Origin of the sequence: uncultured Phyllobacterium sp., from assembly GCF_902479695.1 — a bacterium.
Taxonomy (GTDB): Bacteria; Pseudomonadota; Alphaproteobacteria; order Rhizobiales; family Rhizobiaceae; genus Phyllobacterium; species Phyllobacterium calauticae.
The window spans coordinates 121,924-146,682 of the sequence record NZ_CABSQF010000004.1; the positions used below are offsets into that span (position 1 = coordinate 121,924).

The 24,759-nt window shown below is 56.8% G+C and carries 25 protein-coding genes and 1 tRNA gene; 17 read left to right on the forward strand and 9 right to left on the reverse strand.

Annotated features, from left to right (window positions below; translation table 11 throughout):
* Positions 1-44: 44 nt before the first annotated feature.
* The 4 genes from mnmG to RDL77_RS04175 are packed head-to-tail and all read left to right on the forward strand — an operon-like array spanning position 45 to position 4,323.
* Positions 45-1,913, forward strand: coding sequence for a tRNA uridine-5-carboxymethylaminomethyl(34) synthesis enzyme MnmG (gene mnmG / locus RDL77_RS04160; RefSeq protein ID WP_288191903.1), 1,869 nt, complete (start codon positions 45-47; stop codon positions 1,911-1,913).
* On the forward strand, positions 1,910-2,554 hold the full coding sequence (gene rsmG / locus RDL77_RS04165; RefSeq protein ID WP_223613940.1) for a 16S rRNA (guanine(527)-N(7))-methyltransferase RsmG: 645 nt from the start codon (positions 1,910-1,912) through the stop codon (positions 2,552-2,554). The genes mnmG and rsmG overlap by 4 nt, the downstream gene beginning before the upstream one ends.
* A gap of 51 nt (positions 2,555-2,605) precedes the next feature.
* A complete protein-coding gene (locus tag RDL77_RS04170) occupies positions 2,606-3,400 on the forward strand; it encodes a ParA family protein (protein WP_223614140.1) in 795 nt (264 codons plus the stop codon).
* Positions 3,401-3,438: 38 nt separating this feature from the next.
* Positions 3,439-4,323 (forward strand): ParB/RepB/Spo0J family partition protein, encoded by an 885-nt coding sequence (locus RDL77_RS04175; RefSeq protein ID WP_288191951.1) that lies wholly within the window; start codon positions 3,439-3,441, stop codon positions 4,321-4,323.
* Positions 4,324-4,401: 78 nt separating this feature from the next.
* Here the strand turns inward: RDL77_RS04175 and holA are convergent, their stop codons facing one another.
* Both holA and RDL77_RS04185 read right to left on the reverse strand, forming a co-directional pair.
* The gene (holA, locus tag RDL77_RS04180; protein ID WP_288191905.1) at positions 4,402-5,451 is read right to left on the reverse strand and encodes a DNA polymerase III subunit delta; all 1,050 of its coding nucleotides are present in this window, start codon (positions 5,449-5,451) and stop codon (positions 4,402-4,404) included.
* A gap of 198 nt (positions 5,452-5,649) precedes the next feature.
* Positions 5,650-5,724, reverse strand: a tRNA-Gly gene (locus RDL77_RS04185).
* A 235-nt stretch (positions 5,725-5,959) separates the two neighbouring features.
* Between RDL77_RS04185 and RDL77_RS04190 the strand changes: the two genes are divergently transcribed.
* The 6 genes from RDL77_RS04190 (at position 5,960) to RDL77_RS04215 (ending at position 9,594) form a co-directional block, all read left to right on the forward strand.
* Complete coding sequence (locus tag RDL77_RS04190; protein ID WP_223613938.1) at positions 5,960-6,469, forward strand: prolyl-tRNA synthetase associated domain-containing protein; 510 nt, start codon at positions 5,960-5,962, stop codon at positions 6,467-6,469.
* Between the two features lie 67 nt (positions 6,470-6,536).
* The gene (gene trxA, locus RDL77_RS04195; RefSeq protein WP_288191906.1) at positions 6,537-7,517 is read left to right on the forward strand and encodes a thioredoxin; all 981 of its coding nucleotides are present in this window, start codon (positions 6,537-6,539) and stop codon (positions 7,515-7,517) included.
* Positions 7,518-7,578: 61 nt separating this feature from the next.
* Positions 7,579-8,241, forward strand: coding sequence for an LON peptidase substrate-binding domain-containing protein (locus RDL77_RS04200; RefSeq protein ID WP_223613936.1), 663 nt, complete (start codon positions 7,579-7,581; stop codon positions 8,239-8,241).
* An 18-nt stretch (positions 8,242-8,259) separates the two neighbouring features.
* Positions 8,260-8,454 carry a Trm112 family protein gene (locus tag RDL77_RS04205; RefSeq protein WP_288191907.1) on the forward strand — a complete coding sequence of 65 codons (195 nt, stop codon included), beginning with the start codon at positions 8,260-8,262 and terminating at the stop codon, positions 8,452-8,454.
* Positions 8,455-8,530: 76 nt separating this feature from the next.
* Positions 8,531-9,103, forward strand: a complete 573-nt coding sequence (locus RDL77_RS04210) for a TetR/AcrR family transcriptional regulator (RefSeq protein WP_288191908.1) — start codon at positions 8,531-8,533, stop codon at positions 9,101-9,103.
* Between the two features lie 68 nt (positions 9,104-9,171).
* Positions 9,172-9,594 carry a metallopeptidase family protein gene (locus RDL77_RS04215; protein WP_223614138.1) on the forward strand — a complete coding sequence of 141 codons (423 nt, stop codon included), beginning with the start codon at positions 9,172-9,174 and terminating at the stop codon, positions 9,592-9,594.
* A 148-nt stretch (positions 9,595-9,742) separates the two neighbouring features.
* On the opposite strand, the gene RDL77_RS04220 is transcribed toward RDL77_RS04215, so the two are convergent.
* Positions 9,743-9,949, reverse strand: coding sequence for a DUF1737 domain-containing protein (locus RDL77_RS04220; protein ID WP_105734156.1), 207 nt, complete (start codon positions 9,947-9,949; stop codon positions 9,743-9,745).
* Positions 9,946-10,830, reverse strand: a complete 885-nt coding sequence (locus tag RDL77_RS04225) for a CoA ester lyase (protein WP_288191909.1) — start codon at positions 10,828-10,830, stop codon at positions 9,946-9,948. The genes RDL77_RS04220 and RDL77_RS04225 overlap by 4 nt, the downstream gene beginning before the upstream one ends.
* 151 nt (positions 10,831-10,981) lie before the next feature.
* On the opposite strand from RDL77_RS04225, the gene leuD reads away from it, so the two are divergent.
* On the forward strand, positions 10,982-11,587 hold the full coding sequence (gene leuD / locus RDL77_RS04230; protein WP_105734158.1) for a 3-isopropylmalate dehydratase small subunit: 606 nt from the start codon (positions 10,982-10,984) through the stop codon (positions 11,585-11,587).
* A 77-nt stretch (positions 11,588-11,664) separates the two neighbouring features.
* On the opposite strand, the gene RDL77_RS04235 is transcribed toward leuD, so the two are convergent.
* A complete protein-coding gene (locus tag RDL77_RS04235) occupies positions 11,665-12,699 on the reverse strand; it encodes an aspartate-semialdehyde dehydrogenase (protein ID WP_223613932.1) in 1,035 nt (344 codons plus the stop codon).
* 562 nt (positions 12,700-13,261) lie between these two features.
* Between RDL77_RS04235 and RDL77_RS04240 the strand changes: the two genes are divergently transcribed.
* Complete coding sequence (locus RDL77_RS04240) at positions 13,262-15,145, forward strand: MFS transporter (RefSeq protein WP_288191910.1); 1,884 nt, start codon at positions 13,262-13,264, stop codon at positions 15,143-15,145.
* 68 nt (positions 15,146-15,213) lie between these two features.
* Here the strand turns inward: RDL77_RS04240 and leuB are convergent, their stop codons facing one another.
* Positions 15,214-16,326, reverse strand: coding sequence for a 3-isopropylmalate dehydrogenase (leuB, locus tag RDL77_RS04245; protein ID WP_288191911.1), 1,113 nt, complete (start codon positions 16,324-16,326; stop codon positions 15,214-15,216).
* 214 nt (positions 16,327-16,540) lie between these two features.
* On the opposite strand from leuB, the gene RDL77_RS04250 reads away from it, so the two are divergent.
* From RDL77_RS04250 to RDL77_RS04260, 3 genes are all read left to right on the forward strand, one after another.
* A complete protein-coding gene (locus RDL77_RS04250) occupies positions 16,541-16,933 on the forward strand; it encodes a hypothetical protein (protein WP_288191912.1) in 393 nt (130 codons plus the stop codon).
* 117 nt (positions 16,934-17,050) lie between these two features.
* Positions 17,051-17,725, forward strand: a complete 675-nt coding sequence (locus RDL77_RS04255) for a response regulator transcription factor (RefSeq protein WP_223613928.1) — start codon at positions 17,051-17,053, stop codon at positions 17,723-17,725.
* Positions 17,722-19,158, forward strand: a complete 1,437-nt coding sequence (locus tag RDL77_RS04260; RefSeq protein WP_288191913.1) for a HAMP domain-containing sensor histidine kinase — start codon at positions 17,722-17,724, stop codon at positions 19,156-19,158. The genes RDL77_RS04255 and RDL77_RS04260 overlap by 4 nt, the downstream gene beginning before the upstream one ends.
* A gap of 16 nt (positions 19,159-19,174) precedes the next feature.
* Here RDL77_RS04260 and RDL77_RS04265 read toward each other — a convergent pair whose 3' ends face one another.
* Positions 19,175-19,645, reverse strand: coding sequence for a MarR family winged helix-turn-helix transcriptional regulator (locus tag RDL77_RS04265; protein WP_374042660.1), 471 nt, complete (start codon positions 19,643-19,645; stop codon positions 19,175-19,177).
* 161 nt (positions 19,646-19,806) lie between these two features.
* Here RDL77_RS04265 and RDL77_RS04270 point away from each other — a divergent pair, with 161 nt between their 5' ends.
* Entirely contained in the window at positions 19,807-20,229 is a 423-nt protein-coding gene (locus RDL77_RS04270; RefSeq protein ID WP_288191914.1) for an organic hydroperoxide resistance protein, read from the forward strand.
* Between the two features lie 24 nt (positions 20,230-20,253).
* Complete coding sequence (locus tag RDL77_RS04275) at positions 20,254-21,234, forward strand: alpha/beta fold hydrolase (RefSeq protein WP_374042657.1); 981 nt, start codon at positions 20,254-20,256, stop codon at positions 21,232-21,234.
* A 54-nt stretch (positions 21,235-21,288) separates the two neighbouring features.
* Here the strand turns inward: RDL77_RS04275 and RDL77_RS04280 are convergent, their stop codons facing one another.
* On the reverse strand, positions 21,289-23,340 hold the full coding sequence (locus RDL77_RS04280; RefSeq protein WP_288191915.1) for a M3 family metallopeptidase: 2,052 nt from the start codon (positions 23,338-23,340) through the stop codon (positions 21,289-21,291).
* 164 nt (positions 23,341-23,504) lie between these two features.
* On the reverse strand, positions 23,505-24,728 hold the full coding sequence (locus tag RDL77_RS04285) for an argininosuccinate synthase (protein ID WP_288191916.1): 1,224 nt from the start codon (positions 24,726-24,728) through the stop codon (positions 23,505-23,507).
* Between the last annotated feature and the right edge of the window lie 31 nt (positions 24,729-24,759).

Sequence of the window (24,759 nt, forward strand, 5' to 3'; positions counted from 1 at the left end):
TTGCTCATCAAGACACTGAATTCGAATCTCGGAAAGTTTGGCTCGTGGAAGACAATTTTGACGTCATCGTCATTGGTGGTGGGCACGCCGGCTGTGAAGCCGCAGCGGCCTCAGCACGCTATGGCGCACGCACGGCGCTTGTGACGCACAAAGCGGATACGATCGGTGTCATGTCCTGCAATCCCGCCATCGGCGGTCTTGGCAAGGGGCATTTGGTCCGGGAGATCGATGCGCTCGATGGTCTGATGGGCCGCGTTGCCGATGCCGCTGGTATTCAGTTCCGACTTCTCAACCGGCGCAAGGGCCCTGCTGTGCGCGGCCCGCGCACCCAGGCGGACCGCAAGCTCTATAGGCTGGCGATGCAAGCGGCGATTGCAGAACAGCAGAATCTGACTGTCGTTGAAGGTGGCGCCAACGATCTGGTCATTCACGACGGAAAGGTTGCAGGCGTCCAATTGATGGATGGCCGCGTTTTCTCCTGTGGTGCTGTTGTCCTGACGACGGGAACATTTCTTCGCGGCTTGATCCATATCGGTGAAAAGAAGATACCAGCAGGCCGAATGGGCGAGGCCCCTGCCCTCGGTTTGTCGGATACCCTGACGAGACATGCATTCGCTTTGGGCCGATTGAAGACAGGCACGCCGCCGCGGCTGGATGGCCGCACGATCGATTGGTCAGGGCTTGACGTTCAATCCGCTGATGAAGATCCGCTGCCGTTTTCGCTGATGACGGATGTCATCACCAACCCGCAGATCGACTGCGGGATCACGCGCACGACGCCGGAATCGCACGCCATTATCCGCGCGAATCTGCATCGCTCGGCGATGTATTCCGGATCGATTGAAGGCATTGGCCCGCGCTATTGTCCGTCTGTGGAAGACAAGATCGTCAAATTTGGCGATCGGGATGGCCATCAAATATTCCTGGAGCCCGAGGGTTTGGATGATCATACGGTCTATCCCAATGGGATATCAACATCCCTGCCCGAGGATGTGCAGTTGGAAATTCTCAAGACGATACCTGGTCTTGAGCGCGCGACCATGCTGCAGCCGGGGTACGCCATTGAGTATGACTACATTGATCCGCGCGAGTTGGATCGAAGCCTGCAGGCGCGGCGCATCGGCGGCCTGTTTCTCGCCGGGCAGATCAATGGAACAACGGGATATGAGGAAGCGGCGGCACAGGGTTTGCTGGCGGGACTGAACGCGGCGCGGCTATCCGGCGGTGGCGAGCCTGTGATCATTCATCGTACCGAAGCCTATATCGGGGTGATGATCGATGATTTGACATCGCGCGGCGTGAGCGAACCCTATCGCATGTTCACGTCGCGTGCGGAATTCCGGCTTTCCCTGCGGGCGGACAATGCCGACGAACGTCTGACACCGATGGCGGACCGATTGGGAATATTGGGCTCGGATCGCCGGGATCGCTTCGGGGCACGGACGGATCAATTGGATGCGGCGCGTCATTTGGCAAAGCGCTTGACCATCACACCGAATGCGGCAGCGGCCGTAAATCTGCATCTCAACCAGGATGGCGTTCGCCGTTCGGCCTATGAATTGCTTGCCTTTCCTGAGATAGACCTGGCGCGTTTGCAGCTGATCTGGCCGGAACTGGCTGACATTAACGGTCGTGTGGCGGAGGCTTTGGAGATCGAAGCGCAGTATGCGGTTTATCTCGAACGCCAGAAGGCCGACGTTGCCGCGATGGAACGCGAAGAAGCGCTGCTCATACCGCAGGGCATTGATTTTTCGGTGGTTTCCGGCCTGTCCAATGAGTTGAAGCAGAAGCTGAAGCAGCGCCAGCCGCGTTCGATTGCGGAAGCCCAGCGCATCGATGGCATGACGCCGGCTGCGCTTGCCCTTATTATCACGCAGATTCGTCGCAACACTGTCGCAAGAGACGTGGCGTGAGCGATTGGCGGGAGAAGAAGCTGTGTGGGGTTATCCCCAATGTTTCACGTGAAACAGTCAAGGACCTTATTGACTTCGAAGATCTGTTTCGAAAGTGGTCAAAGGCGATCAATCTCGCCTCCCCCGCCACGCTGGATGAGCTGTGGGAACGGCATATTATCGACAGCGTACAGCTCCGCCCGCTTATGCCTGAAGCCAAGCGCTGGCTTGATCTCGGTTCAGGCGGCGGTTTTCCAGGCGTTGTTCTTGCTATTCTCCTGAAGGAAACGGCGGGTGCGGCGATTGATCTTGTCGAGAGCAATGGCAAGAAGGCTGCGTTTTTGCGGACCGCTCTGGGCCAGTTTCACACTCCTGGAACGGTGCATCCAGTTCGGATTGATGCGGTTTGGTCGAAAATCGACACACCTGATGTTGTTACGGCCCGTGCACTTGCGCCGTTGAAGGAACTTTTTGCGCTGACAGAGCCCTGGCTGACGAACGGCGCAACGGCACTTTTTCAAAAAGGCCGGGATTATCGTCGCGAGATCGAGGAAAGCCGTGACGGCTGGTCATTTGATCTGGTACAACATGCCAGTGTGGTCGATGTTGAGTCGGTGGTGTTGCAGATCAGCAATGTGCGGCGCAACCTGGCGGCGAAATAGGTCATTTTTCGTTTTATCGCCGATAGTAATGGTTTGCTCGGGAAAACAGTGATGAACAGTCAGACTCGTATCATTACCATAGCCAATCAGAAGGGCGGCGTGGGCAAGACCACAACTGCCATCAACCTGGCTACGGCGCTTGCAGCCATTGGCGAGAACGTCCTGATTGTCGATCTCGATCCCCAGGGCAATGCCAGTACCGGCCTGGGCATCGATCGCAAGAACCGTGATCTGTCGTCCTATGATGTCCTGATGCAGACTGCATCCGTCGGCGAGGCAGCCATTGCGACCGCTGTTCCCAACCTGTCGCTCATTCCGTCTACGCTCGACCTTCTGGGGGTTGAGATGGAGATTGCTGGCTCTGCCGACCGTGCCACGCGTTTGCGCAAGGCATTTCGTGGTGATAATGCGGCCTCGCCCTTTACCTATATTCTGATCGATTGCCCGCCATCGCTCAATCTCCTCACCATGAATGCCATGGCAGCGGCCGATTCCGTGCTTGTACCGTTACAATGTGAGTTTTTCGCATTGGAAGGATTGAGTCAGCTACTCGAAACCGTCAACCAGGTACGGACAGCGCTCAATCCGGCCCTGAACATTCAGGGTATTGTACTGACCATGTTTGACGGCCGAAACAATCTGGCGACACAGGTTGTTGACGATGTCCGTTCGTTTATGGGCGACAAAGTCTATCGCACGGTCATTCCGCGCAACGTGCGTGTCTCGGAAGCGCCCTCCTACGGGACTCCCGCCATTCTGTATGACCTGAAGTGTGCGGGCAGCCAGGCTTATTTGCAGCTGGCGTCGGAAGTTATTCAAAGGGAGCGGCATTTGCGTGCTGCTTGATCGATTCGAATACGAAACATTTATGAGAGCCTATGACAATGAATGAAGATCCGTCAAAAAAGCGCCTCGGTCGAGGTCTTGCTGCGCTCATTGGAGAGATGGACCGTCTGCCGGAAGAAAATGTTCCTCCGCGCATCGCCACTTTGGATCGTCAGGTTCCCATTGAATTTGTTACGCGCAATCCGCGCAATCCCCGGCGTTTGTTCACGGAAGCCGATCTGGAGGATTTGACCCAGTCGATCCGCGAACACGGCATTGTTCAGCCTGTCGTGGTTCGACCCGTCAAGGATTCCGTGGATCGCTATGAGCTGATCGCCGGCGAGCGGCGTTGGCGCGCGGCGCAGCGTGCTGGTCTGACCACTGTTCCCGTGATCATTCGCGAAGTCGATGACCGGGTCGCGCTTGAACTGGCGATCATCGAGAACGTTCAGCGCGCCGACCTCAATCCGATTGAAGAAGGCATGGGCTATCAGCAACTGATTGACGATCATGACTATACGCAGGCGGACTTGGCCCAGGTTATCGGCAAGAGCCGAAGCCACGTGGCCAATACATTGCGATTGTTGAAACTGCCGGAAACGGTTCGCGACCACATTACGAATGGCGCCCTGTCGGCTGGACATGCACGTACGCTGATCACCGCGGAACATCCGGATGTCCTGGCCGAGCGGATCATTCGCGACGGCCTGTCTGTTCGTCAAGCGGAAGCACTGGCCCAGGGCGGCGGCAAACCGAGCGCTCCGAAAGTCAAGGCGGACAATGATGAAAACAAGGACGCGGATACGCGGGCACTGGAAAAACTGCTGTCGGACGTGACTGGGATGCGTGTAACGGTCAATCATCAGGCCAAGGGCGGAGACGTGCGTATTCATTACGCAACGCTGGAGCAGCTGGATGAGATCTGCCGCCGGCTGCAAAGCTGAGCGGTGACGCAGTAAGCTCTTTTAATTCAAATAGTTAGCACGATTTTGACGCGCATGGGAGATGCGCGCGGACGTTACCTAACGGCCGCTCCGCCCTGCCCGGGCGGCTTCAGCAGCCAGAGCGATCAGTGACTGACGAATGATTGGTATGGAAAGTGTCGCGTTGCGGCGGCTCTCCAGTACAGTTTTCTGCAACCGTTCGATGGCGCGGGCGCAACTTTGTGTTGTCCAGCGCTGCAGTGCGGTTTCCACCAGCCGCCGTCGCGAGAAAAACACCGGCGGACGCGCGGATGCCACGGCCGATCCGGCATTCTTGCCCTCCGTTTCCATGCCGTAACGCAGGCTTTGCAATGTCTGGAACTGGCGTATGGCGGAACTCAGGATCAGAAAGCTCGAAGATCCGGAACCGATAACCCGATCGAATGCATGGGTAAAATCCGTCAGATTGCCCGTCATCATGGCATCGACAATCGTCTCGTAGGAAGTAGCGCTGACATCGCCGATGATATCGCGGACATCCTCAATGGTTATCCGTTCGCAGCCGTGGGCATAAAGACAGATTTTCTCAAGCTCGGCGCGCGTGGCCAGCCGGTCTCCCCCAAGGCTTTCTTTCAGCAGATTGCGGGCATCCAGCGTGATCTGCAGCTTGTTGCGGGCAAGCATGTCATCAATGGTTGCGTCCACGCCCTTCGCATCATCGCTGTAGCAAGGCAAAGCCATGGCGCTTGCGCTCTGCTCGACAATGCCGCGCAGACCTGCGCCCTTCTTGAGGTCGCCCGCCTCGATCAGGATGAATGTGTCGACGGGTGGTGTTTTCGTCAGATGCGTTACGGCATCGGCCAATCCCTTCTGTCCGCCTGCGTTACGGACCCAGATCAGGCGCTCGCCGCCAAACATGGAAATGGTGTTGGCCTCGTCGGACAGCCGCCCGGGCTCTGCCTGAACATCATCGGCATCGAGGCGTATGACGGCAAAGGGATCGTCCTGGGCGAGTCCTGTCAGCTTGATAAAGACGCCGGCCCGTTCGCTCACAAGGCCCTTGTCGGGGCCGTAGAGCAGTACGATCGGATAAGCCCTGTCGAGCCTCTTCAGGAAGGAATCAACCTCGTGTGCTTTCTTCTGTGCCATGCCGAAGGGTTTAGCGCATTGAACGCGGATTGCAATTGCGGGCCCTTCACCGGGTGAGACAAACAGCCATCAAGGAGACGGCATCGTTGCCAGCCGCAGTGAATATCGGGCAATCAAAGGGTTTTGACGACAATGGCGCAGTCAGGCCTAAAAGCAAAAAGGCCCGGTAAAAACCGGGCCTTTTGAACTTCGAACAACTGGAGCGGGAGAAGGGATTCGAACCCTCGACCCCAACCTTGGCAAGGTTGTGCTCTACCCCTGAGCTACTCCCGCATGCGCCAGTTTGTCTTGCGAAGCGGGGCCTATATGACCCAAGGACAGACCAATTGCAACAGTGAATTTTTGACTTTGTGACGATATTCGAAAAAAAATTCAACGGATGGATCGGCCCGGCAATGAAATGTCCGATTAAACCAAGGTGCGGCTGGGTTTTCGCTTGAGAGCGTGCGGTGAAGCGATTAGGACAACAAAAGCATATTTTCCGATTGCCGGTGCCGCGAGAGCCAGAATGCCCAAGACATACGCAGAACTGATGCAGAAATTCGACGATCTCGGAATCAAAGTGTCAACGATTCGGCATGCTCCGGTGTTCACCGTTGCCGAAGCGCAGGATTTGCGCGGGCAGGTTCCAGGTGCCCACACCAAAAACCTGTTCCTGAAGGACAAGAAGGACAAGTTCTTTCTCGTCACTGTGGATGAAGAGGCGCAGGTCGATCTCAAAACAATCCATACCAAGATTGGTGCATCAAGCCGCGTTTCATTCGGCAAACCGGAAAAGCTGATGGAGTATCTTGGGCTTGTTCCGGGTTCGGTCAGTGTGCTTGGCATTATCAACGACGAGGAACATCAGGTGAAGGTCGTGCTTGATGAGGCTCTCATGCACAATGAGATCATCAATGCGCACCCGCTGAGCAACGATGCCACAACATCCATTCGACGAGACGATCTCTTACGGTTTCTCGCATCCACCGATCACGAACCCCTGATCTTGAAAATTGATGAATCCAACCCAACCTGAGTGCAGGCTGTAAACCGGTCCAAGCGGACCCGGGAAACATGTAACCAGCGGATACGGGAGAATTTTGATGAGCAATACTGATAACCCGTTCGGCGGCGGCTACGGCAGTGCAGCTGCGACAACGACGGTATCCTATGGCGGCGCGGCCCCCGCGGCCGCCCCAACCGCAGCTGGCGCCTTGATCAAGGATACCACCACGGCGGGATTTGCCGCGGATGTGATCGCCGAATCGAAGAGCCAACCGGTTCTGGTCGATTTCTGGGCCCCCTGGTGCGGGCCCTGCAAGCAATTGACACCGATCATTGAAAAGGTGGTCAATGCCGCCGGCGGGCGGGTAAAGCTGGTTAAAATGAATATTGACGAGCACCCTGCCATTGCAGGGCAGCTCGGTATTCAATCAATTCCGGCGGTGATTGCCTTTGCTGATGGCAAGCCGGTCGATGGTTTCATGGGCGCATTGCCGGAATCAAAGGTCAAGGAATTCATTGATCGCATTGCGTCACCGGATGGCGGCAGGGATGCGGCCATTCAATCGGCGCTGGATGCGGCTACCCAGGCTGCAGCAGCGGGAGATATGGAGCAGGCCGCCCAGATCTATTCGGCCGTTCTGGCGGAAGTGCCCGATCATGTGGCGGCGCTTGCCGGACTTGCCAATTGCCTGATTGATCTGGGTGATCTTGACCAGGCCAAGGCCGTTCTGGAGCAGGTTCCCGCGAACAAGAAAGACGATGCCAGTGTGCGTGCGGCAGAAGCAAAAGTTGCCCTGGCTGATCAAGCGGCCAAGCTGGGTGACCCTGTTGCGCTGGCAGCAAAACTTGCGGCGAATCCCAGGGATCATCAGGCGCGGTTCGACCTTGCCATGTTCCTGAATGCCACCGGACAGCGGGATGAGGCGGCCGATCATCTTCTCGCCATCATGAAGGCCGATCGTACCTGGAATGATGACGGAGCCCGCAAACAGCTGTTGCAGTTTTTCGACGCATGGGGTCCGGCTGATCAGGCTTCCCTGACCGCGCGCCGGAAACTGTCTTCCCTGCTGTTTTCCTGACTGAAATAGGGCACAATAGCGATCGATCCCTGATGCTGCGGATCAATCACTGGAGCTGGTGATGCAAGCAGGCAATGTTCGTTATCGGACGCTGGACAATATTCCGGAAAGCGTGCCGATTTTCCCCCTTTCGGGAGCCCTGTTGCTTCCGGGTGGTCAGTTGCCGTTGAATATATTCGAACTGCGTTATCTGGCCATGGTGGACGCGGCTTTGAGTGGAAAGCGCGTCATCGGCATGATTCAGCCACGCTTTGACGAGGGCGATACGGACGCGGATGAACTGTGTGAAGTGGGATGCCTTGGCCGCATCACATCGTTTGCCGAGACCGGTGACGGGCGCCTTCTCATCACATTGCAGGGCATTTGCCGCTTTCGAATTGTCAAGGAACTTTCCACACGGACACCGTTCCGTCAGTGCAAGATTGCGCCGCTTCTGGCGGATCTGGACGAGGCAGACGACTCGGAAGTCGACCGGCCGGCGCTGCTGCGCGTCTTCCGGGATTATCTCGATGCCAACAACCTCGAAGCGGATTGGGACGGTATTTCCCGCGCGGGCAACGAAACGCTGGTCAATGCCCTCGCCATGATGTCGCCCTTTGGAGCCGCGGAAAAGCAGGCTTTGCTGGAAGCCGCCGATCTGAAAACGCGGGCCGAGACTTTGATCGCGATCACCGAAATCATGCTGGCGAAAGACCAGGATGGTTACGAATCGAACCTGCAGTAATCCCCGAGGAAGCGAGCCATGATCGAACCAAAACGCGACCCTTCCATTGATCGCAAGCTGCTTGAGCTTCTGGTTTGCCCGCTGACCAAGGGGCCGCTTGTCTACGATCAGGAGAGGTCCGAGCTGATCTCGAAGTCGGCTCGTCTCGCCTATCCGATCCGGGACGGGATACCGATCATGCTGCCATCGGAAGCGCGAACCATCGAAGATTAGTTTATTTTTACTGCAATCATTGCCGAACCTGCCAAAATATGAGTCAGTTGAACAACTGATATTCGAAGGTGGTGCGATGGCCAGGCGGAACGACAAACGTGATATCCTTGTTGCCACGGCCGCCGGCTTGTTCTGGCGGCGGGGCTTTACCGTGACAAGCCTTGCGCACATCGCGGCGGAATCGGGAATTCCGCTTGGAAACATCTATTATTATTTCAAGACAAAGGCAGAGCTGGCGCGCGGCGTTGCCGATATTTTCGTTGCTGAAACCGAGGATATGCTGACGGCCATTGTCGAAGCGGATCAGGATCCGCGCAAGCGTCTGCTGCTGCTGATTGAAAAGCTGTCGCATTCCCTCAAAAGCCGTGTCGAGAATGGCTGCCCGATCGCCTTGGGAATACGGGATTTTCGCCATGAATCGCCGGAAGCCGCCGAACGGGCGGCCGAAGTTTTCAGCCTCCTGATCGGATTCATTGGGAGAGAGCTGGGGCGAACCGGCGTGCGCCCCTCTGCAGCACTTGGAACCGCCCGCAATGCCCTGGCCGAATGGCAGGGCGGCATCATGCTCGCGCATGGTCTCAAAGACGCGACAGTGCTTGCTGAAAGCTTCCGGCGTATGGAGCGGCTTCTGGTGCCAATGCGGGGTTAGTCTGCATACCACTCGCATCCTTGCTGCAAAGGCACTATATGAGGCCGGAAAGTGCTCCAGGAGTTTTAATGGCCAGAAGTAATCAAACCGCCGATTGGGGCAATCGCTTGTCACCAGCCTTGAGTGAGATCGAATCACTCGCGATAGAGGCCTATGCACATCTGCCCGACGATTTTCGCAGTTTGTGCGGTGACATCACCATTCAGGTATCGGAGTTCCCCGATGATCAGATTGTCGAGGACATGGGGCTGGAATCGCCGTTTGATTTGCTTGGATTGTTTGAAGGCCGGGGTATCGGAGAACGGTTCTCGCTTCAAACCGGGGAAAGACCCAATATCATCACGATTTATCGCCGCGCCGTGCTGGATTACTGGGCGGAGTATGAGGAGGCCTTGGGGGATATCGTTACCCATGTCCTCATCCATGAAATCGGCCATCACTTCGGCCTCTCGGACGAGGATATGGAGCGCATTGAGGCAAGTGTCGAATAATCGGCTGACGGGACCCTGCCATCAGCCGGTTTGACCGGCCTATTCCGTTTGAGGACAGGCCGGTCTCGCGCGAAGACGCCATGGCGCGTACGTCAGAGCAGCAATATCAAGCGCTCAAACGGCATCCTGTGTGGAACGCCGCCACCGGTCAGTAGTCGCCGAGCTTGATACCCGGCTCATAATCGACGCCATCGACATCCTTTACAACAGCCTGACCGCACTGCATCACCCCGGTAACGGTGTTGAATGCATAGGTGGGGGAACCATAGATATGCCAGCCCTTGTTGATGGCCGCCGTTACCTTGTGGCAGAAGCTGGCATCATCCGGTCCGGTCAAAAAGCGATAAAGTTTCATGCTTTGTCTCCTGTCATCAGTGCTTTGGCCATCATCTTCTCCGCGTTGGCAAGATGCAGGCGTTCTATCATTTTTCCGTTCAGGGCAACTGCGCCCTTGTCAGCATTTTCCGGAAGGGAAAATGCCTCGATGATCGATCGTGCGGCGGCAAGGGCTGCCTTATCCGGTGAAAAGGCGTGATTTGCAGCACCGATCTGTGCGGGATGAATGAGCGTTTTGCCGTCAAAACCCATCCTTGAGCCCTGGTCGCATTCAAGCGTGAAACCCACCGCATCGGCAAAGTCATTATAGACGCCATCGATCACGTCCAGCTTTCCGGCTTTGGCACAAAGCACGATCTGCATCAGCCACGGGACGAGATAGGCGCGATTGCCATCCGTGCTCACACCGGTTTCCTTGGCTATATCGTTTGTCCCGACGACAAAGCAATCCAGACGCCCGGTGGATCGCAGACCCAGCTCGGCGATCTCGTCCGCATTGAGGATACCACGCGGTGTCTCGATCATCGCCCACAGCCGAATGTTTTCGGATGCATCGGTTTCCTCAAGTATTTCAGTCACGCCAGTCACGTCCTGCGGTGTTTCCACCTTGGGGAGAAGGATGGCGTCAGGCTTGCAGGCGCGCGCGGCGAGAAGATCCTCGGCGCCCCATTCGCTTGCAAGTGCATTGATGCGGATGATCCGTTCGGCCTTGCTTGCCGGATTCGCGCGAAAATAATTGCGCAATGCTTCGCGGGCATCGTCCTTGGCCTGCGGAGCGACGGCGTCCTCTAAATCAAAAATGACCGCATCTGCGTCAAGGCTCGCAATCTTGGCAAGAGCCTTGGCGTTCGAGGCGGGAACATAGAGAACCGAGCGGCGAGGGCGAAATGTTTTGCGCATGGCACTTTTTTGCATTGATCGACGGGGCAAGACAAGCGCAATCATGCGGCGTGGCCTGCCCCAATCTGCCACAGGGGGAAAGTCTTTGATTCGCCGTCAAGCTGGTGTAAAGCGAAGATACTCATGTTACCGAACACTACAGGCAGAGATCATGGACAAGTTTACCAAGCTCACCGGCGTTGCCGCACCGTTGCCGATCATCAATATCGACACGGATATGATCATTCCGAAGGACTACCTGAAGACGATCAAGCGCACCGGTCTTGGTACAGGGCTCTTTGCCGAAATGCGTTACAATGAAGACGGTTCGGAAAATCCGGATTTCGTCCTCAACAAGCCGGCCTATCGCAAGGCCCAGATTCTGGTGGCCGGCGACAATTTCGGCTGCGGCTCCAGCCGTGAGCATGCGCCGTGGGCATTGCTCGATTTCGGTATCCGTTGCGTCATCTCGACCAGCTTCGCCGATATTTTCTACAACAACTGCTTCAAGAACGGCATCCTGCCTATCCGCGTCAGCCATGAGGACCTGGACAAGCTGATGGATGATGCGCAGCGCGGCGCCAATGCAACGCTGACGATCGATCTGGAAGAGAAGACGATCAAGGGCCCGGATGGCGGCCAGATCAGTTTCGATCTTGATGAATTCCGCCGCTACTGCATGCTGAACGGTCTTGATGACATTGGCCTGACTATGGAAAAGGCGGCCAAGATCGACAGCTTCGAGGCGGCCAACGCCCAAAGGCATCCCTGGGCCTGAGTTCGGGCGCGGCAATTGCTTCAACGAAAAAGGGCGCAGAAACTGCGCCCTTTTCTATTTTTGCGGCATGCCGGGTTTCAGGCTGCGAGCTGCTTCGGCTGAATCAGCCCGCGCGCGACGAGAAGCTCGGCGATCTGGATGGTGTTGAGGGCCGCACCCTTGCGCAGATTGTCCGAAACAATCCAAAGCGACAGGCCATTCTCGACAGTGATGTCTTCGCGGATACGCGAAATATAGGTGGCGTCTTCGCCCGCTGCTTCATAGGGGGTGATGTAGCCGCCATCCTCGTGCCGGTCGATAACCAGGCAGCCCGGTGCATCCGATAGGATCTCGCGGGCTTCTTCAGCGCTCATCGGGCTTTCGAATTCGATATTCACGGCTTCGGAATGTCCAATGAAGACGGGTACGCGGACACACGTCGCCGTGAGCTTGATCTTGGGATCGAGCATCTTCTTGGTCTCGGCGACCATCTTCCACTCTTCCTTGGTGTAGCCGTCTTCCATGAAGACGTCGATGTGCGGGATGACGTTGAAAGCGATGCGCTTGGTGAACTTCTTGGCTTCCACCGGATCGGCAACGAACACCGCCCGTGACTGCTGGAACAGCTCATCCATGCCATCCTTGCCGGCGCCGGAAACCGACTGGTAGGTGGCGATCACAAGACGCTTGATTCTGGCCTTGTCATGTAGCGGCTTCAACGCCACCACAAGCTGTGCCGTGGAGCAGTTCGGGTTGGCAATGATGTTCTTCTTGGAGAAACCGACAATCGCGTCCGGATTTACTTCCGGCACGATCAGCGGAACGTTGGAATCGTAGCGCCAGGCGGAGGAATTGTCGATGACGACACAGCCCTGCGCCCCGATCTTCGGCGACCACTCCTTGGATATATTGCCACCAGCCGACATCAGGCAGATATCGGTATCGGAAAAATCATAGGTATCGAGGGCCTTGACCTTCAGCGTGCGGTCGCCAAAGGAGACTTCGGTGCCCTGGGACCGGCGTGAGGCGAGCGCCACGACTTCACTGACCGGAAAGCCGCGCTCTTCCAGTATTGTCAACATTTCGCGGCCCACATTGCCTGTGGCGCCTACAACCGCAACCTTGAAACTCATCTGTGTTATCTCCTGTCCCTCACCGCTCTTTGCGAAAAACCCGCTGGCCATTGCGGGTCTTTTCCCCCGGGCCGGACCCGGGAGGGGGCGAGCAGGCCAAGGGAAATCAGACCGTTTTGGTGGTCGTTTTGGCCGGCATTTTGGTGGAAAGAACAGACGCGCCTGCGCATCCGGCACGAATGCCGGAACCGCTCGTCAAAAAGTGTGCAGTTGATTCGCTGCTCACGGGGCGTCTCCTTAACCTGACATGCTTGTATCCGCTTTCCAAAAAGAGTCAATTGTCCATTCAAAAGAGAAGAATATGTCGCGTTACGCACAATTTTGAACTTTTGCCGTAAAATGCGGTCTTTGCTTTCGCGAATATTTGTTCAACACTTGAGCGGTGCATGGGGTGCATGACCTTTGGGGGGAGAGTTCCGGAGGACATTCACCGGCGTAAGGTCAGTCGAAGTCCCGCAGGACTTTGCCGTTGATTCATACGCAGTGACAAATCCGAGGGACGTGAGCGGTTGCTGAGCCGATCGAGTCCCGGCGTAAATGCTGTTTTCTGGGAGGAATGCAAATGGCGACCACTTCTGTGGCTGGTACTGCCAGCCGGGGTATGACGAGAGAGGAGAAGAAAGTTATCTTCGCTTCCTCACTCGGAACTGTTTTCGAATGGTATGATTTCTACTTGTACGGCTCATTAGCTGCCTTCATTGGTGCAGCGTTTTTCAGTGAATACCCTGAAGCGACGCGCAACATATTTGCGCTTCTGGCGTTTGCCGCGGGCTTTCTCGTCCGCCCCTTCGGCGCCCTGGTCTTCGGACGGATCGGCGATCTCGTCGGCCGCAAATATACCTTCCTGGTGACCATTCTGATCATGGGTCTGTCGACGTTTCTGGTCGGTATTCTTCCAGGATCAGGCAGCTGGGGCATTGCCGCACCGATCATCCTGATTGCGCTGCGCATGTTGCAGGGACTGGCTCTCGGCGGCGAATATGGCGGTGCTGCAACCTATGTGGCGGAACACGCGCCGAACAATCGTCGCGGTTATTACACGTCATGGATCCAGACGACCGCAACGCTCGGTCTGTTTCTGTCTCTGGTGGTTATCCTCATCGTCCAGAATTGGCTTGGCAAGGACGCATTTGCTGCCTGGGGCTGGCGCGTGCCTTTCATTCTCTCATTTGTTCTTCTGGGAATATCGGTGTGGATTCGGCTCTCGTTGAGTGAATCACCGGCTTTCAAGAAGATGAAAGAAGAAGGCAAGGGCTCCAAGGCACCGCTGTCAGAAGCTTTCGGTCAGTGGAAAAATGCCCGGATTGCGCTGCTCGCCCTGTTCGGCCTGACCGCCGGTCAGGCTGTTGTCTGGTATTCCGGCCAGTTCTATGCCCTGTTCTTCCTGCAGAACGTGCTGAAGGTGGATGGGCAGTCCGTCAATATCATGATTGCAATCGCGCTCCTGCTTGGCACGGGATTTTTTGTCTTCTTTGGCTGGCTCTCCGACAAGATCGGCCGCAAGCCGATCATCATGGCAGGTCTTGCCCTGGCAATCCTGACCTACTTCCCGCTGTTCAAGGCACTCACGCACGCTGCAAATCCGGCGCTGGCCCAGGCGGAGGCAACAGTCCGCGCTACGGTGACCGCGGCACCGGGCGACTGTACCTTCCAGTTCAACCCGGTTGGTACAGCCAAGTTCAACAATTCATGTGACATTGCGACAGCGTTCCTGTCCCGCAGTTCGGTGCCCTATGAAGTGGTTGCCGGTCCCGCCGGTCAGCCAGCCACTGTCAAAATCGGCGATACGGTCATTCCATCCTATGATGCCGTGGCCGCTGGTCCCGATGCTGCTGCCAAAAGCGCCGTGCTTACCCATGACCTGAACCTAGCGTTGCAGAAGGCCGGTTTCCCGCTTGTGCGGGCGCCTGCCAAGGTAGCCGATGTCAAACTTGACGGCTTCATCAAGGCCAATCCCGAATTGAACATCGATGCTGCCGCGGTTCGTGCCGGCGAAAAGGCGGTCACCCCGGTCGCTGATCTCGTCAAAGCAAAGCTGATCACCACGGAGCAGGCAGCCGGTGCCACGGAGATGGCGGTTTATACCATTTCCAATGGCGGTCTCTTCACCATGGTCGCTGACCCCAAGGCCGTTAACTGGCCGATGACCATCGCCATCCTGTTCGTTCTGGTGCTCTATGTGACGATGGTTTATGGCCCGATTGCCGCGATTCTGGTTGAGATGTTCCCGACCCGCATCCGGTATACCGGCATGTCATTGCCTTATCACATTGGCAATGGCTGGTTCGGTGGCCTGCTTCCGGCAACGGTCTTTGCGATGAGCGCCGCCAAGGGCGATATCTATTATGGCCTTTGGTACCCGATCGTTATTGCAGCCATGACGCTGGTGATCGGCCTGATCTTCGTTCGTGAAACCAAAAACGAGGATCTGCACGACATCAAGTAGTCGACGGCTCAATAAAAAGCCCGGCGCGATTCCTCGCGCCGGGCTTTTCTTTGTCCGTATGAGTGTGATCAGGCAGCGAGCGCCTTGAATTTGGCAAGGATCGCATCACCCATCTGGGTGGTACCAACCTTGGTGCTGCCTTCCGACATGATGTCGGCGGTGCGGATGCCGTCGCCAAGCACACTGGCAATCGCAGCTTCCAGCCGGTCCGCTTCTTCCACCATGTTGAATGAGTAGCGCAGGCACATGGCAAAGGAGGCGATCATTGCAATCGGATTGCCGGCGCCGGTTCCGGCGATATCGGGGGCCGACCCATGCACGGGTTCGTAGAGCGCCTTGCGGCTGCCTGTTTTGCCATCTGGCGCACCGAGTGAGGCTGAGGGCAGCATGCCGAGAGAACCGGTCAGCATGGCGGCAATATCGGAAAGCATGTCACCGAAGAGATTGTCCGTGACAATCACGTCGAACTGCTTGGGCCAGCGCACGAGCTGCATGCCGCCGGCATCGGCCAGCATGTGCTCGAGCTGAACATCGGAATAACGGGCTTTATGGGTTGCTGTAACGACCTCATTCCACAGCACACCCGATTTCATGACGTTGCGCTTTTCCATCGATGTAACCTTGTTCCGGCGCGTGCGGGCCAATTCAAAGGCGACGCCCGAAATACGCTCGATCTCATAGGTATCGTAGACCTGGGTATCGATGCCGCGCTTCTGGCCGTTGCCGAGGTCAATGATTTCCTTCGGTTCACCGAAATAGACACCGCCGGTCAATTCCCGCACGATCAGGATATCGAGACCTTCAACCACGTCTTTTTTGAGGGACGAGGAATCGGCCAGCGCGGGATAGCAGATGGCAGGGCGCAGGTTTGCAAACAGTTCCATGTCCTTGCGCAGACGCAGAAGACCGGCTTCCGGGCGAACGTCATAGGGAACGCTGTCCCACTTCGGTCCGCCGACGGCACCGAAGAGAACCGCGTCGGCGGCCATGGCCTTGGCCATGTCGGCATCTGAGATCGCCTTGCCATGGGCATCGTAAGCGGAACCGCCGACAAGGCCTTCTTCAAGTTCAAAGCCACTTTTCAGTTCAGCATTCATATAGGCGATAATCTTGCGAACTTCGGCCATTGCCTCAGGTCCGATGCCGTCGCCGGGAAGAAGAAGGAGCTTTTTCGATGCCATTTCGGGGAAACCTCTAGGAGTGTTTGAAAGGGATGGCGGTTCCTTAGCGCAAGTTCAGCAAAGATGGAAAGCTTTCTGCGAAATTTTCCGATAGCTGATACGCCCTGCAATGAATTGTGAAGCAGCGGTCAGCCCCCGCAACCCTCCGGTAATGTCGGTGCAATCTTCGCAGCCTAGTTGCCGCTCATGAATATTTTTGATGGGAATCTTCCACATGTCGACACGCAATGCTCGCAATTGCAAGCGGGCAATCGGAGCCGGTTTCGTACTGGCTGCAGCGGTTCTGGCCGGGTGTGCGTCCGATATCATGAAGAATTATATCGGGCAGCCGCTGGAATCCGTGGTTATCGACTACGGGCCGCCGACCGAAGTCCTCGATCTGGGGCCAGGCGAGCGCGCGTACCAGTGGCGCAAGATATCGACCAATGCCGTATCCGGCACATCCACTGGTGAAGTTCGCGATACAAGGCATGGCAGGCGATATATCGAAACGGAAACGCCAAGCTATGTCGAACAGAAGGAGTGTTTCTATACGTTCTATGCGCGGTCGTCGGGCGGCCGCTGGTATATCACCAACTTCCGTAAACCAAAACTGGAGTGTGAGTAAGCATCCTCGCCGGCGGCCGTGCCGAGTGAGTGACACTGCTTTTGCTTGCGATGCATGGTAGAGATTTGACCGCCACAATCGGTATTGCTGCCGACTTTCTACGAACGGAGAATTCAAATGCGCATCTTGCTGCTTGAGGACGAGCCGGAAATGGCTTCGGTCCTGAAGGCCGCGCTGGAGCGTCGCGATGTGGTCGTCGATCATGTATCGACATTGGCCGACGCCGAGGCCATGGCAAAATTTGGCCCTTATGATGCTGTCGTGCTGGACCGGCGATTACCTGATGGCGAAGGCCTCAGTCTGATCCCAAGACTGCGGGCGCTGCATGTCGATGCCCCGGTCATCGTGCTGACCGCCATGAGCAGCCTGAGTGATCGTGTTGCCGGGCTCGATGCGGGGGCCGACGATTACATGGTAAAGCCCTTTGCGACGGAAGAGCTGATGGCCCGGTTGCGGGCATTGCATCGGCGTCCGTTCACGCTGCGCGCGGAACAAACGGTTATCGGGCGCCTTACCTATGATTTTCGCCACCGGGAGGCGCTGATAGAAGATCAGCCGCTGGAGTTGCCGCGGCGCGAGCGATTGGTGCTTGAGACGCTGATCCGCCGCCCCGGCCGGACAGTTCTGCGCGCGACACTTGAGGAATCCGTCTATGCCATGGACGATGAAATCGGATCCAACGCGCTTGACGCGCATGTATCGCGGCTGAGACGCAAGCTGGAGGATGTGTCGGCAGGTGTCGAGATACGGGCTATACGCAATCTCGGCTATCTGTTACGGGCAATTGTATGAAGAAAACCCGCCCGCGCTCATTGCAATGGGTTCTGGTGCGCAGGCTCATTTTGCTGCAGGCGGCGACATTGCTTATCTTTATCGGCCTATTCACATTGGTGTTGTGGGTGGCCAATCCGCGGCTGCTCATCGACAATGAGGCGGCGGTTGCCATTCTGAAGAGCGCAATCGACAGGGATGCCGATGGCAAACTGATCGTTCATGAGACGGAAGAGCTAAAAACCTTTCTGCAGGAATTTCCAAAACTTTGGTACATAGCACGTGACACGAATGGTCAGGCTGTCCAACGTGGTGACGTTCCCGTCGGTTATGGCAATGATACCAGTGATCTCCTGAAAGCCGTGGATCATGCGACGCTCGGTTTTCGAGAGGGCGATCTGCGACCCGAGGCGGTGGTTTCGAAGATTGATACCAAGGCGGGACCGATACAGGTCATTACTTCAACCCGTGCATCGCGGGATGAGAACGAAGGGCTGGAAGTCAATATCGACATGCAGGTCGATATGGCGCGCAATCCGGATGGAACCACAGCCTGGATCAGGGTTATTCCTGTTCTGATCATCATCATCGTCGCACTGCTTCTGCCCATCATCATTGTCATGGGCGTAACAACGCTGGTGACAACGCCGGCGGTGGTGCGCCGATCTCTGGCCGGCCTGGTTGCCATCGCCAGCCAGGCCGGACGTATCGACATCAACAACCGCGCCATGCAACTGCCGATCGAACAGGTGCCGTCGGAAATCACACCGCTGGTCCAAGCCTTCAACCACGCGCTTGCACGCCTTGGCCAAGGATATGATCAGCACAATCGCTTCCTGACGGATGCAGCGCATGAGTTGCGAACTCCTATCGCGATTCTGCGTACACGCGCCGAGCTTCTGACAGAGGATCCGCAAAGCGCCCGTTTGCTGCAGGACATTGAGCGTCTCTCTCATCTGGCGCAGCAATTGCTCGACCGGCAATTGCTCGACCAGCCGGTGGGGCCGGGGGAAGTTGTCGATCTGGTCGAACTGACGGGGCAGATCGTGGCGGACTTCGCGCCATTGGCGATTGCCGCCGGTTATGATCTTTCATTCGAACCGGCACCCAAAAGCGTCCGCGCACAGGTCAATGCCCTGCAAATCGAACAAGCCGTGGCCAACCTTATCCGCAATGCCATCGAACATTGCGACGGGACGGGAACAATCACCGTACTGGTGGACAAAGCGGGTGGCATTGAGGTTCGCGATGAAGGACCGGGTATTCCCGAGGAAGAGCATGAACACGTGTTCGAGCCGTTTTATCGCTTGCGGCCGCGTTCCAGCGGTGCCGGTCTTGGTCTTAACCTGACGCGGCAGATTGCGCGGCTGCACGGCGGTCGCGTTGACATATTGACCGGGCCATGGCGCGGCGCCCGAATCCGCCTGCAATTGCCCCTTTACAAGTCGGCCTGAGACAATAGCCGGGCGGCTACTTCACCTCTTCAATGCTTTCAATCAGATTGTCCCGCATGACGATCAGTTCCGATCGCAGGGACTTTGCTTCGTCCATGGTGCAGCCGAAAGCCTTGCCCATGGCGACAGGTACTGCCTCAGCGCGTGCGCGCATTGCACGCCCGTCTGCGGTCAAGCCAATCAAGACCTGTCTTTCGTCCACCGTGTCACGGCGGCGTGTGATCAGACCAGCCGTTTCCAGGCGCTTAAGCAACGGCGTGAGCGTGCCCGAGTCCAGGCTGAGCTTCTCGCCGATTGCCTTGACGGTCTGGTTTTCCTCTTCCCAGAGGACAACCATGACAAGATATTGCGGATAAGTCAGGCCCAGCGCCGCGAGGCGGGGCTGATAGGCCCGCGTCACCGCATTGGCCGTGGAATAGATGGCAAAGCACAGGAAGTTCTCCAGGCTAAGGAGGGATTCCTGATCGTTTAAACCTGTCTTCTCCATCGTCATCACTCCATTTGTATTCCCGCTTACAATACACAAAGCAATTAAATTGCGCATCATTTAATTTTTCATAACTTATGCATAATTTCATATTGCGTACAATTTAATTGTGTGCAACTTAATATGCATCGAACAACCCAACTCAACCAAAGGAGCCTACGATGAGCATTCTCTACACAACCAAAGCGACAGCAACGGGCGGACGTGACGGCACTGCATCGAGTGAAGATGGCCGCCTGAAGGTGACGCTATCGACACCGAAGGAACTGGGCGGTAACGGCGCCGAAGGCACCAATCCGGAGCAGCTCTTTGCTGCGGGCTATTCCGCCTGCTTTATCGGCGCAATGAAGTTTGTTGCCGCGCAGAAGAAGGTCAAGCTCGCCGATGACACATCGGTCACGGCAACCGTGGGTATCGGTCCGCGCGACGATGGCAAGGGTTTTGGCCTTGATGTGGCTCTGGCCGTATCGCTGCCGGGGATCGAGGCAGCCACCGCCCGTGAGATCGTTGATGGTGCCCATATCGTTTGTCCCTATTCCGAAGCCACCCGCAGCAATCTGAAGGTCCGTATCTCGATCAATTAAGACGCCGCAGGCGTTGGCAGAGGAATGAAGACCATGAGCAAGACCGGACTGACATCACGCCGTTCCTTCCTGACAGCGACGGCGGCTCTCGTCGCGGCTGTCAGCCTCAAGGTCGGCGACGCAGACGCAGCAGACAAGATCAGCAAAACCAAATCCAAGGAAGCCGCGAAAGGGCACAAGACCATGAGCACGTTTATCACCAAGGATGGAACCGAGATTTATTTCAAGGACTGGGGCAAGGGACAGCCCGTCGTATTCAGTCATGGCTGGCCGCTCAATGCCGATGCCTGGGAAGACCAGATGGTCTTCCTCGCCTCCAATGGCTACCGCGCCATTGCCCATGACCGGCGCGGCCACGGCCGTTCCAGTCAGCCTTGGAACGGCAATGACATGGACACTTATGCGGATGATCTGGCTGAGCTCTTCGAGAAGCTTGATCTGAAGGACGCCATCATGGTCGGTCATTCCACGGGCGGTGGTGAAGTCGCGCGCTATATCGGCCGCCACGGCACCAAGCGTGTTGCCAAGGCCGTACTGGTTGGGGCCGTTCCGCCGTTGATGCTGAAGACCGCCGCCAATCCCGGGGGTCTGCCAATGGAAGTGTTCGATGGCATTCGCGCCGGTGTGACTGCGGACCGCTCGCAGTTCTTCAAGGATCTGACAGCGCCGTTTTACGGAGCCAATCGTCCCGGCGCCAAGGTCTCGCAGGGTGTACGCGATGCCTTCTGGGCTCAGGGTATGCAGGGTGGTTTGAAGAACGAACTCGATTGCATCAAGGCATTTTCGGAGACTGATTTCACCGAAGATCTGAAGAAGTTCGACGTTCCGACCCTGTTCGTCCACGGCGACGATGATCAGATTGTGCCGATCGATGACTCGGCCAAAATCGCCACGACACTGGTCAAGGGCTCGAAGCTTACGATTTATCCGGGCGCTCCGCATGGTCTTGCAACCACCCACAAGGATCAGCTTAACAAGGATCTGTTGGCTTTCGCCAAGGCATGATCCGCTGACATGAAAAACCCGCCGTGTTTTCAGCGCGGCGGGCTTTTACTTGGATCAGGCAAGACCGCGCTTCTCGATCATCGCATCGGGTGTTGGCATCTTGCCGCGGAAAGCCTTGTAGAGCTCTTCCGGGTCGCGGCTACCGCCAGCCGAATAGATATATTGCTTGAGCTTCTTGGCGAGGTCGGTATTGAACACGTCGCCGGTTTCCTCGAATGCCTTGAACGCATCGGCATCCAGCACTTCCGACCACATGTAGGAATAATACCCGGCGGAATAGCCGTCGCCGGAGAAGACGTGCGTAAAGTGCGGCGTGCGATGACGCATGATGATCGCGTCGGGCATGGACAGACTTTTCAGCGTGTCAGCCTCGAACTGGATCGGGTCGGTTGGCGGTGTGCCGTCCGCATGGAAAGCCATGTCGACCAGTGCTGACGAGGTGAATTCTACCGTGTTGAACCCGGCATTGAAGGTGTTGGCAGCCAGCACCTTGTCGAGGAGCGCTTTGGGCATCGCCTCGCCAGTGCGGTAGTGGACCGCATATTTTTCCAGAACTGCGGGTACCGTCAGCCAATGTTCGTAGAGCTGCGAAGGCAGTTCGACAAAGTCGCGCGAAACCGATGTGCCCGACACGGCCGGCCACGTCACGTCGGACAATAGGCCGTGCAAAGCATGGCCGAACTCGTGGAAGAGGGTGCGTGCACCATCCAACGAAAGAAGCGCGGGCTCACCCTTCGGCGGTTTGGCGAAATTCATGACGTTGTAGATGATCGGCGTCTGGCCGTCGTCGAGCTTGTGCTGCGATTGCAATGCGCTCATCCAGGCGCCGGAACGCTTGGATTGGCGGTTGAAATAATCGCCCAGAAAAACACCGCGGCGGCTGCCATCCGGATTCTGGACCTCCCACACCCGCACATCGGGATGCCAGGTCGCAATGCCGGTCTTCTCTTCAAAGCGGATGCCAAAGAGTCGGGTTGCCACGTCGAAACAAGCTTCGATGATCTTTTCCAGCTGCAGGTATGGTTTCAGTTCCGCCTCGTCGAATGCAAAGCGCTCATTGCGCAGTTTCTCTGCGTAGAACCGCCAATCCCATGGAGCAACCTTGTGGTTGCTCCCCTCGGCGGCGATCAGGCGTTCCAGATCAATCTCTTCTTCGGCAGCGCGGTTGCGCGCCTTGTCCCACACCGGTTCGAGCAGGTCCATAACGGCCTTCGGTGTCTTGGCCATGGTGTCGTCAAGTTTGTAGGCGGCAAAACTGTGATAACCGAGCAGCTTGGCCTTTTCTGCACGCAGCGCCACCATCTCGGCAACAATTGCACGGTTGTCGCTTGCTCCGCCGTTCTCGCCGCGCGCGGCCCAGGCACGAAATGCCTTTTCCCGCAGGCCGCGGTCTTCAGAGAAGGACAGGAAAGGTTCAATGATCGAACGCGAAAGGGTAACCGCCCAGGCGTCCGGCCGATCCCGTTCCTCGGCAGCACCGCGCATGGCAGCACGCACGAAGTCCGGCAGGCCTTTCATTTGCGCTTCATCGGTGATGAAAAGCGCCCAGTCGGCTTCATCCTTCAGGACATTCTGACCAAACTGTGCGCCAAATCCCGCAAGCTTCTCATTGATGTCTGCAAGACGTGCTTTGCCTTGCTCATCCAGCCGCGCGCCGCTGCGTACGAAGCCCTTCCATGTCTTCTCAAGAACGCGATCCGTTTCGGCGTCAAGGCCGAGGAAATCGCGTTGTTCGTAGAGCGAGTCAATACGGGCAAACAGCTGCGGGTTCATCATGATGGACGAATAGTGACGGGACATCTTGGGCGCGATGACGCGCTCCAACGCCTGTATGGTGTCGTTGGTATTGGCCCCGGCCCGCATCCAGAAAATGGAAGAGACGCGGTTGAGACCTTCGCCGGATAGCTGCAAGGCCTTCAGCGTATTGTCGATGGTCGGTGCCTCGTGATGGTTGATGATCGCGTCAACATCGGCAAGATCGGCCGCAAGTGCCGCATCGAAGGCCGGGGCAAAATCGTCGTCGGTGAAGGCAGTAAAGTCGGGAAGTCCGAGCGGTCCGGTCCAGTCCGTCAGTGCGGGATTGATGGCTGGTTTCTGTGAGGACATGGGAAGGCTCCGTCATGGCTGATGAACTCTGACTTTAACATCTAAGCTCGCAACTGGGGGATCACAAGTCGGCAGGTACAGAAAGCGCGGCACGAAAGTATATCAAACGGTCAGCCAACAAAAAAACGGGGCTTGCGCCCCGTTCTCAGTCGATATTTGCCGGATCAGCTGTTGCGCTTACGGGCAGCCAGCGTGCGCAGGCGCAGGGCGTTGAGGCGGATAAAGCCCGCCGCGTCCTTCTGATCATAGGCGCCGCGATCATCCTCGAAAGTCACGAGCGCATCGGAATAAAGTGACTTCTTCGACTTGCGGCCGGATATCATGACATTGCCCTTGTACAGCTTCAGGCGCACGACGCCCTCCACATCTTCCTGGCTCTTGTCAATCATGGCCTGCAGCATTTCGCGTTCCGGCGAATACCAGAAGCCATTATAGATCAGCTCCGCATAGCGTGGCATGAACTCATCCTTGAGGTGCGCCGCACCGCGATCCAGTGTGATCGACTCCATGGCGCGATGGGCAGCGAGAAGGATCGTGCCGCCGGGGGTTTCGTAAACGCCGCGTGATTTCATGCCAACGAAACGGTTCTCGACCAGATCAAGGCGACCGATACCGTTGTCGCGGCCGAGATCGTTGAGTGTCTTCAGCAATGTTGCCGGAGAAAGCGGTTTGCCATCGATAGCGACGGCGTCGCCCTTCTCGAAGGCAATTTCGATTTCCGTGACCTTGTCGGGCGCTTCCATCGGTGAAATCGTGCGCTGATGCACGTATTCCGGCGCTTCCTGCCACGGATCTTCCAGAACCTTGCCTTCGGATGAGGAGTGCAGCAGGTTTGCATCGACGGAGAAGGGGGCTTCGCCGAGCTTGTCCTTGGCGATCGGAATCTGATGTTCGCGGGCAAATTCCAAAAGATCGGTGCGTGACTTGAATGTCCAGTCGCGCCACGGGGCGATAACCTTGATATCAGGATTCAGCGCATAGGCGGAGAGCTCGAAACGAACCTGGTCATTGCCCTTGCCGGTCGCCCCATGAGCGATGGCATCGGCTCCGGTGCGGGCGGCAATCTCAACGAGATGCTTCGAAATCAGCGGCCGTGCAATGGACGTGCCGAGCAAATAGACGCCTTCATAGACGGCATTGGCACGGAACATCGGGAACACGAAGTCGCGCACGAATTCTTCACGCACATCTTCGATATAGATTTCCTTGATGCCGAGCATTTCGGCTTTCTTGCGCGCTGGTTCCAGCTCTTCGCCCTGGCCGAGATCGGCAGTGAAGGTAACGACTTCCGCACCCAGTTCCGTTTGCAACCATTTGAGGATAATCGATGTATCGAGACCGCCGGAATAGGCCAGCACGACTTTCTTGACGTCTTTCCACTTGTTCATTCTGTTTCCCTGACCGCTGTGCAGTCTCGCT

Bases quoted from the DNA above. Each gene is read 5' to 3' on its own strand.
- RDL77_RS04255 (WP_223613928.1), top strand. From the start codon at position 17,051: ATGCGCATCTTGCTGCTTGAGGACGAGCCGGAAATGGCTTCGGTCCTG.
- RDL77_RS04225 (WP_288191909.1), bottom strand. From the start codon at position 10,830: ATGCGCAAAACATTTCGCCCTCGCCGCTCGGTTCTCTATGTTCCCGCC.
- RDL77_RS04240 (WP_288191910.1), top strand. From the start codon at position 13,262: ATGGCGACCACTTCTGTGGCTGGTACTGCCAGCCGGGGTATGACGAGA.
- RDL77_RS04215 (WP_223614138.1), top strand. From the start codon at position 9,172: ATGGCCAGAAGTAATCAAACCGCCGATTGGGGCAATCGCTTGTCACCA.
- RDL77_RS04200 (WP_223613936.1), top strand. From the start codon at position 7,579: ATGCAAGCAGGCAATGTTCGTTATCGGACGCTGGACAATATTCCGGAA.
- RDL77_RS04250 (WP_288191912.1), top strand. From the start codon at position 16,541: ATGTCGACACGCAATGCTCGCAATTGCAAGCGGGCAATCGGAGCCGGT.
- RDL77_RS04235 (WP_223613932.1), bottom strand. From the start codon at position 12,699: ATGAGTTTCAAGGTTGCGGTTGTAGGCGCCACAGGCAATGTGGGCCGC.
- trxA (WP_288191906.1), top strand. From the start codon at position 6,537: ATGAGCAATACTGATAACCCGTTCGGCGGCGGCTACGGCAGTGCAGCT.
- RDL77_RS04220 (WP_105734156.1), bottom strand. From the start codon at position 9,949: ATGAAACTTTATCGCTTTTTGACCGGACCGGATGATGCCAGCTTCTGC.
- RDL77_RS04170 (WP_223614140.1), top strand. From the start codon at position 2,606: ATGAACAGTCAGACTCGTATCATTACCATAGCCAATCAGAAGGGCGGC.
- RDL77_RS04265 (WP_374042660.1), bottom strand. From the start codon at position 19,645: ATGGAGAAGACAGGTTTAAACGATCAGGAATCCCTCCTTAGCCTGGAG.
- RDL77_RS04210 (WP_288191908.1), top strand. From the start codon at position 8,531: ATGGCCAGGCGGAACGACAAACGTGATATCCTTGTTGCCACGGCCGCC.
- RDL77_RS04280 (WP_288191915.1), bottom strand. From the start codon at position 23,340: ATGTCCTCACAGAAACCAGCCATCAATCCCGCACTGACGGACTGGACC.
- RDL77_RS04190 (WP_223613938.1), top strand. From the start codon at position 5,960: ATGCCCAAGACATACGCAGAACTGATGCAGAAATTCGACGATCTCGGA.
- leuD (WP_105734158.1), top strand. From the start codon at position 10,982: ATGGACAAGTTTACCAAGCTCACCGGCGTTGCCGCACCGTTGCCGATC.
- RDL77_RS04285 (WP_288191916.1), bottom strand. From the start codon at position 24,728: ATGAACAAGTGGAAAGACGTCAAGAAAGTCGTGCTGGCCTATTCCGGC.
- RDL77_RS04175 (WP_288191951.1), top strand. From the start codon at position 3,439: ATGAATGAAGATCCGTCAAAAAAGCGCCTCGGTCGAGGTCTTGCTGCG.
- RDL77_RS04275 (WP_374042657.1), top strand. From the start codon at position 20,254: ATGAAGACCATGAGCAAGACCGGACTGACATCACGCCGTTCCTTCCTG.
- RDL77_RS04270 (WP_288191914.1), top strand. From the start codon at position 19,807: ATGAGCATTCTCTACACAACCAAAGCGACAGCAACGGGCGGACGTGAC.
- RDL77_RS04205 (WP_288191907.1), top strand. From the start codon at position 8,260: ATGATCGAACCAAAACGCGACCCTTCCATTGATCGCAAGCTGCTTGAG.
- holA (WP_288191905.1), bottom strand. From the start codon at position 5,451: ATGGCACAGAAGAAAGCACACGAGGTTGATTCCTTCCTGAAGAGGCTC.
- leuB (WP_288191911.1), bottom strand. From the start codon at position 16,326: ATGGCATCGAAAAAGCTCCTTCTTCTTCCCGGCGACGGCATCGGACCT.
- RDL77_RS04260 (WP_288191913.1), top strand. From the start codon at position 17,722: ATGAAGAAAACCCGCCCGCGCTCATTGCAATGGGTTCTGGTGCGCAGG.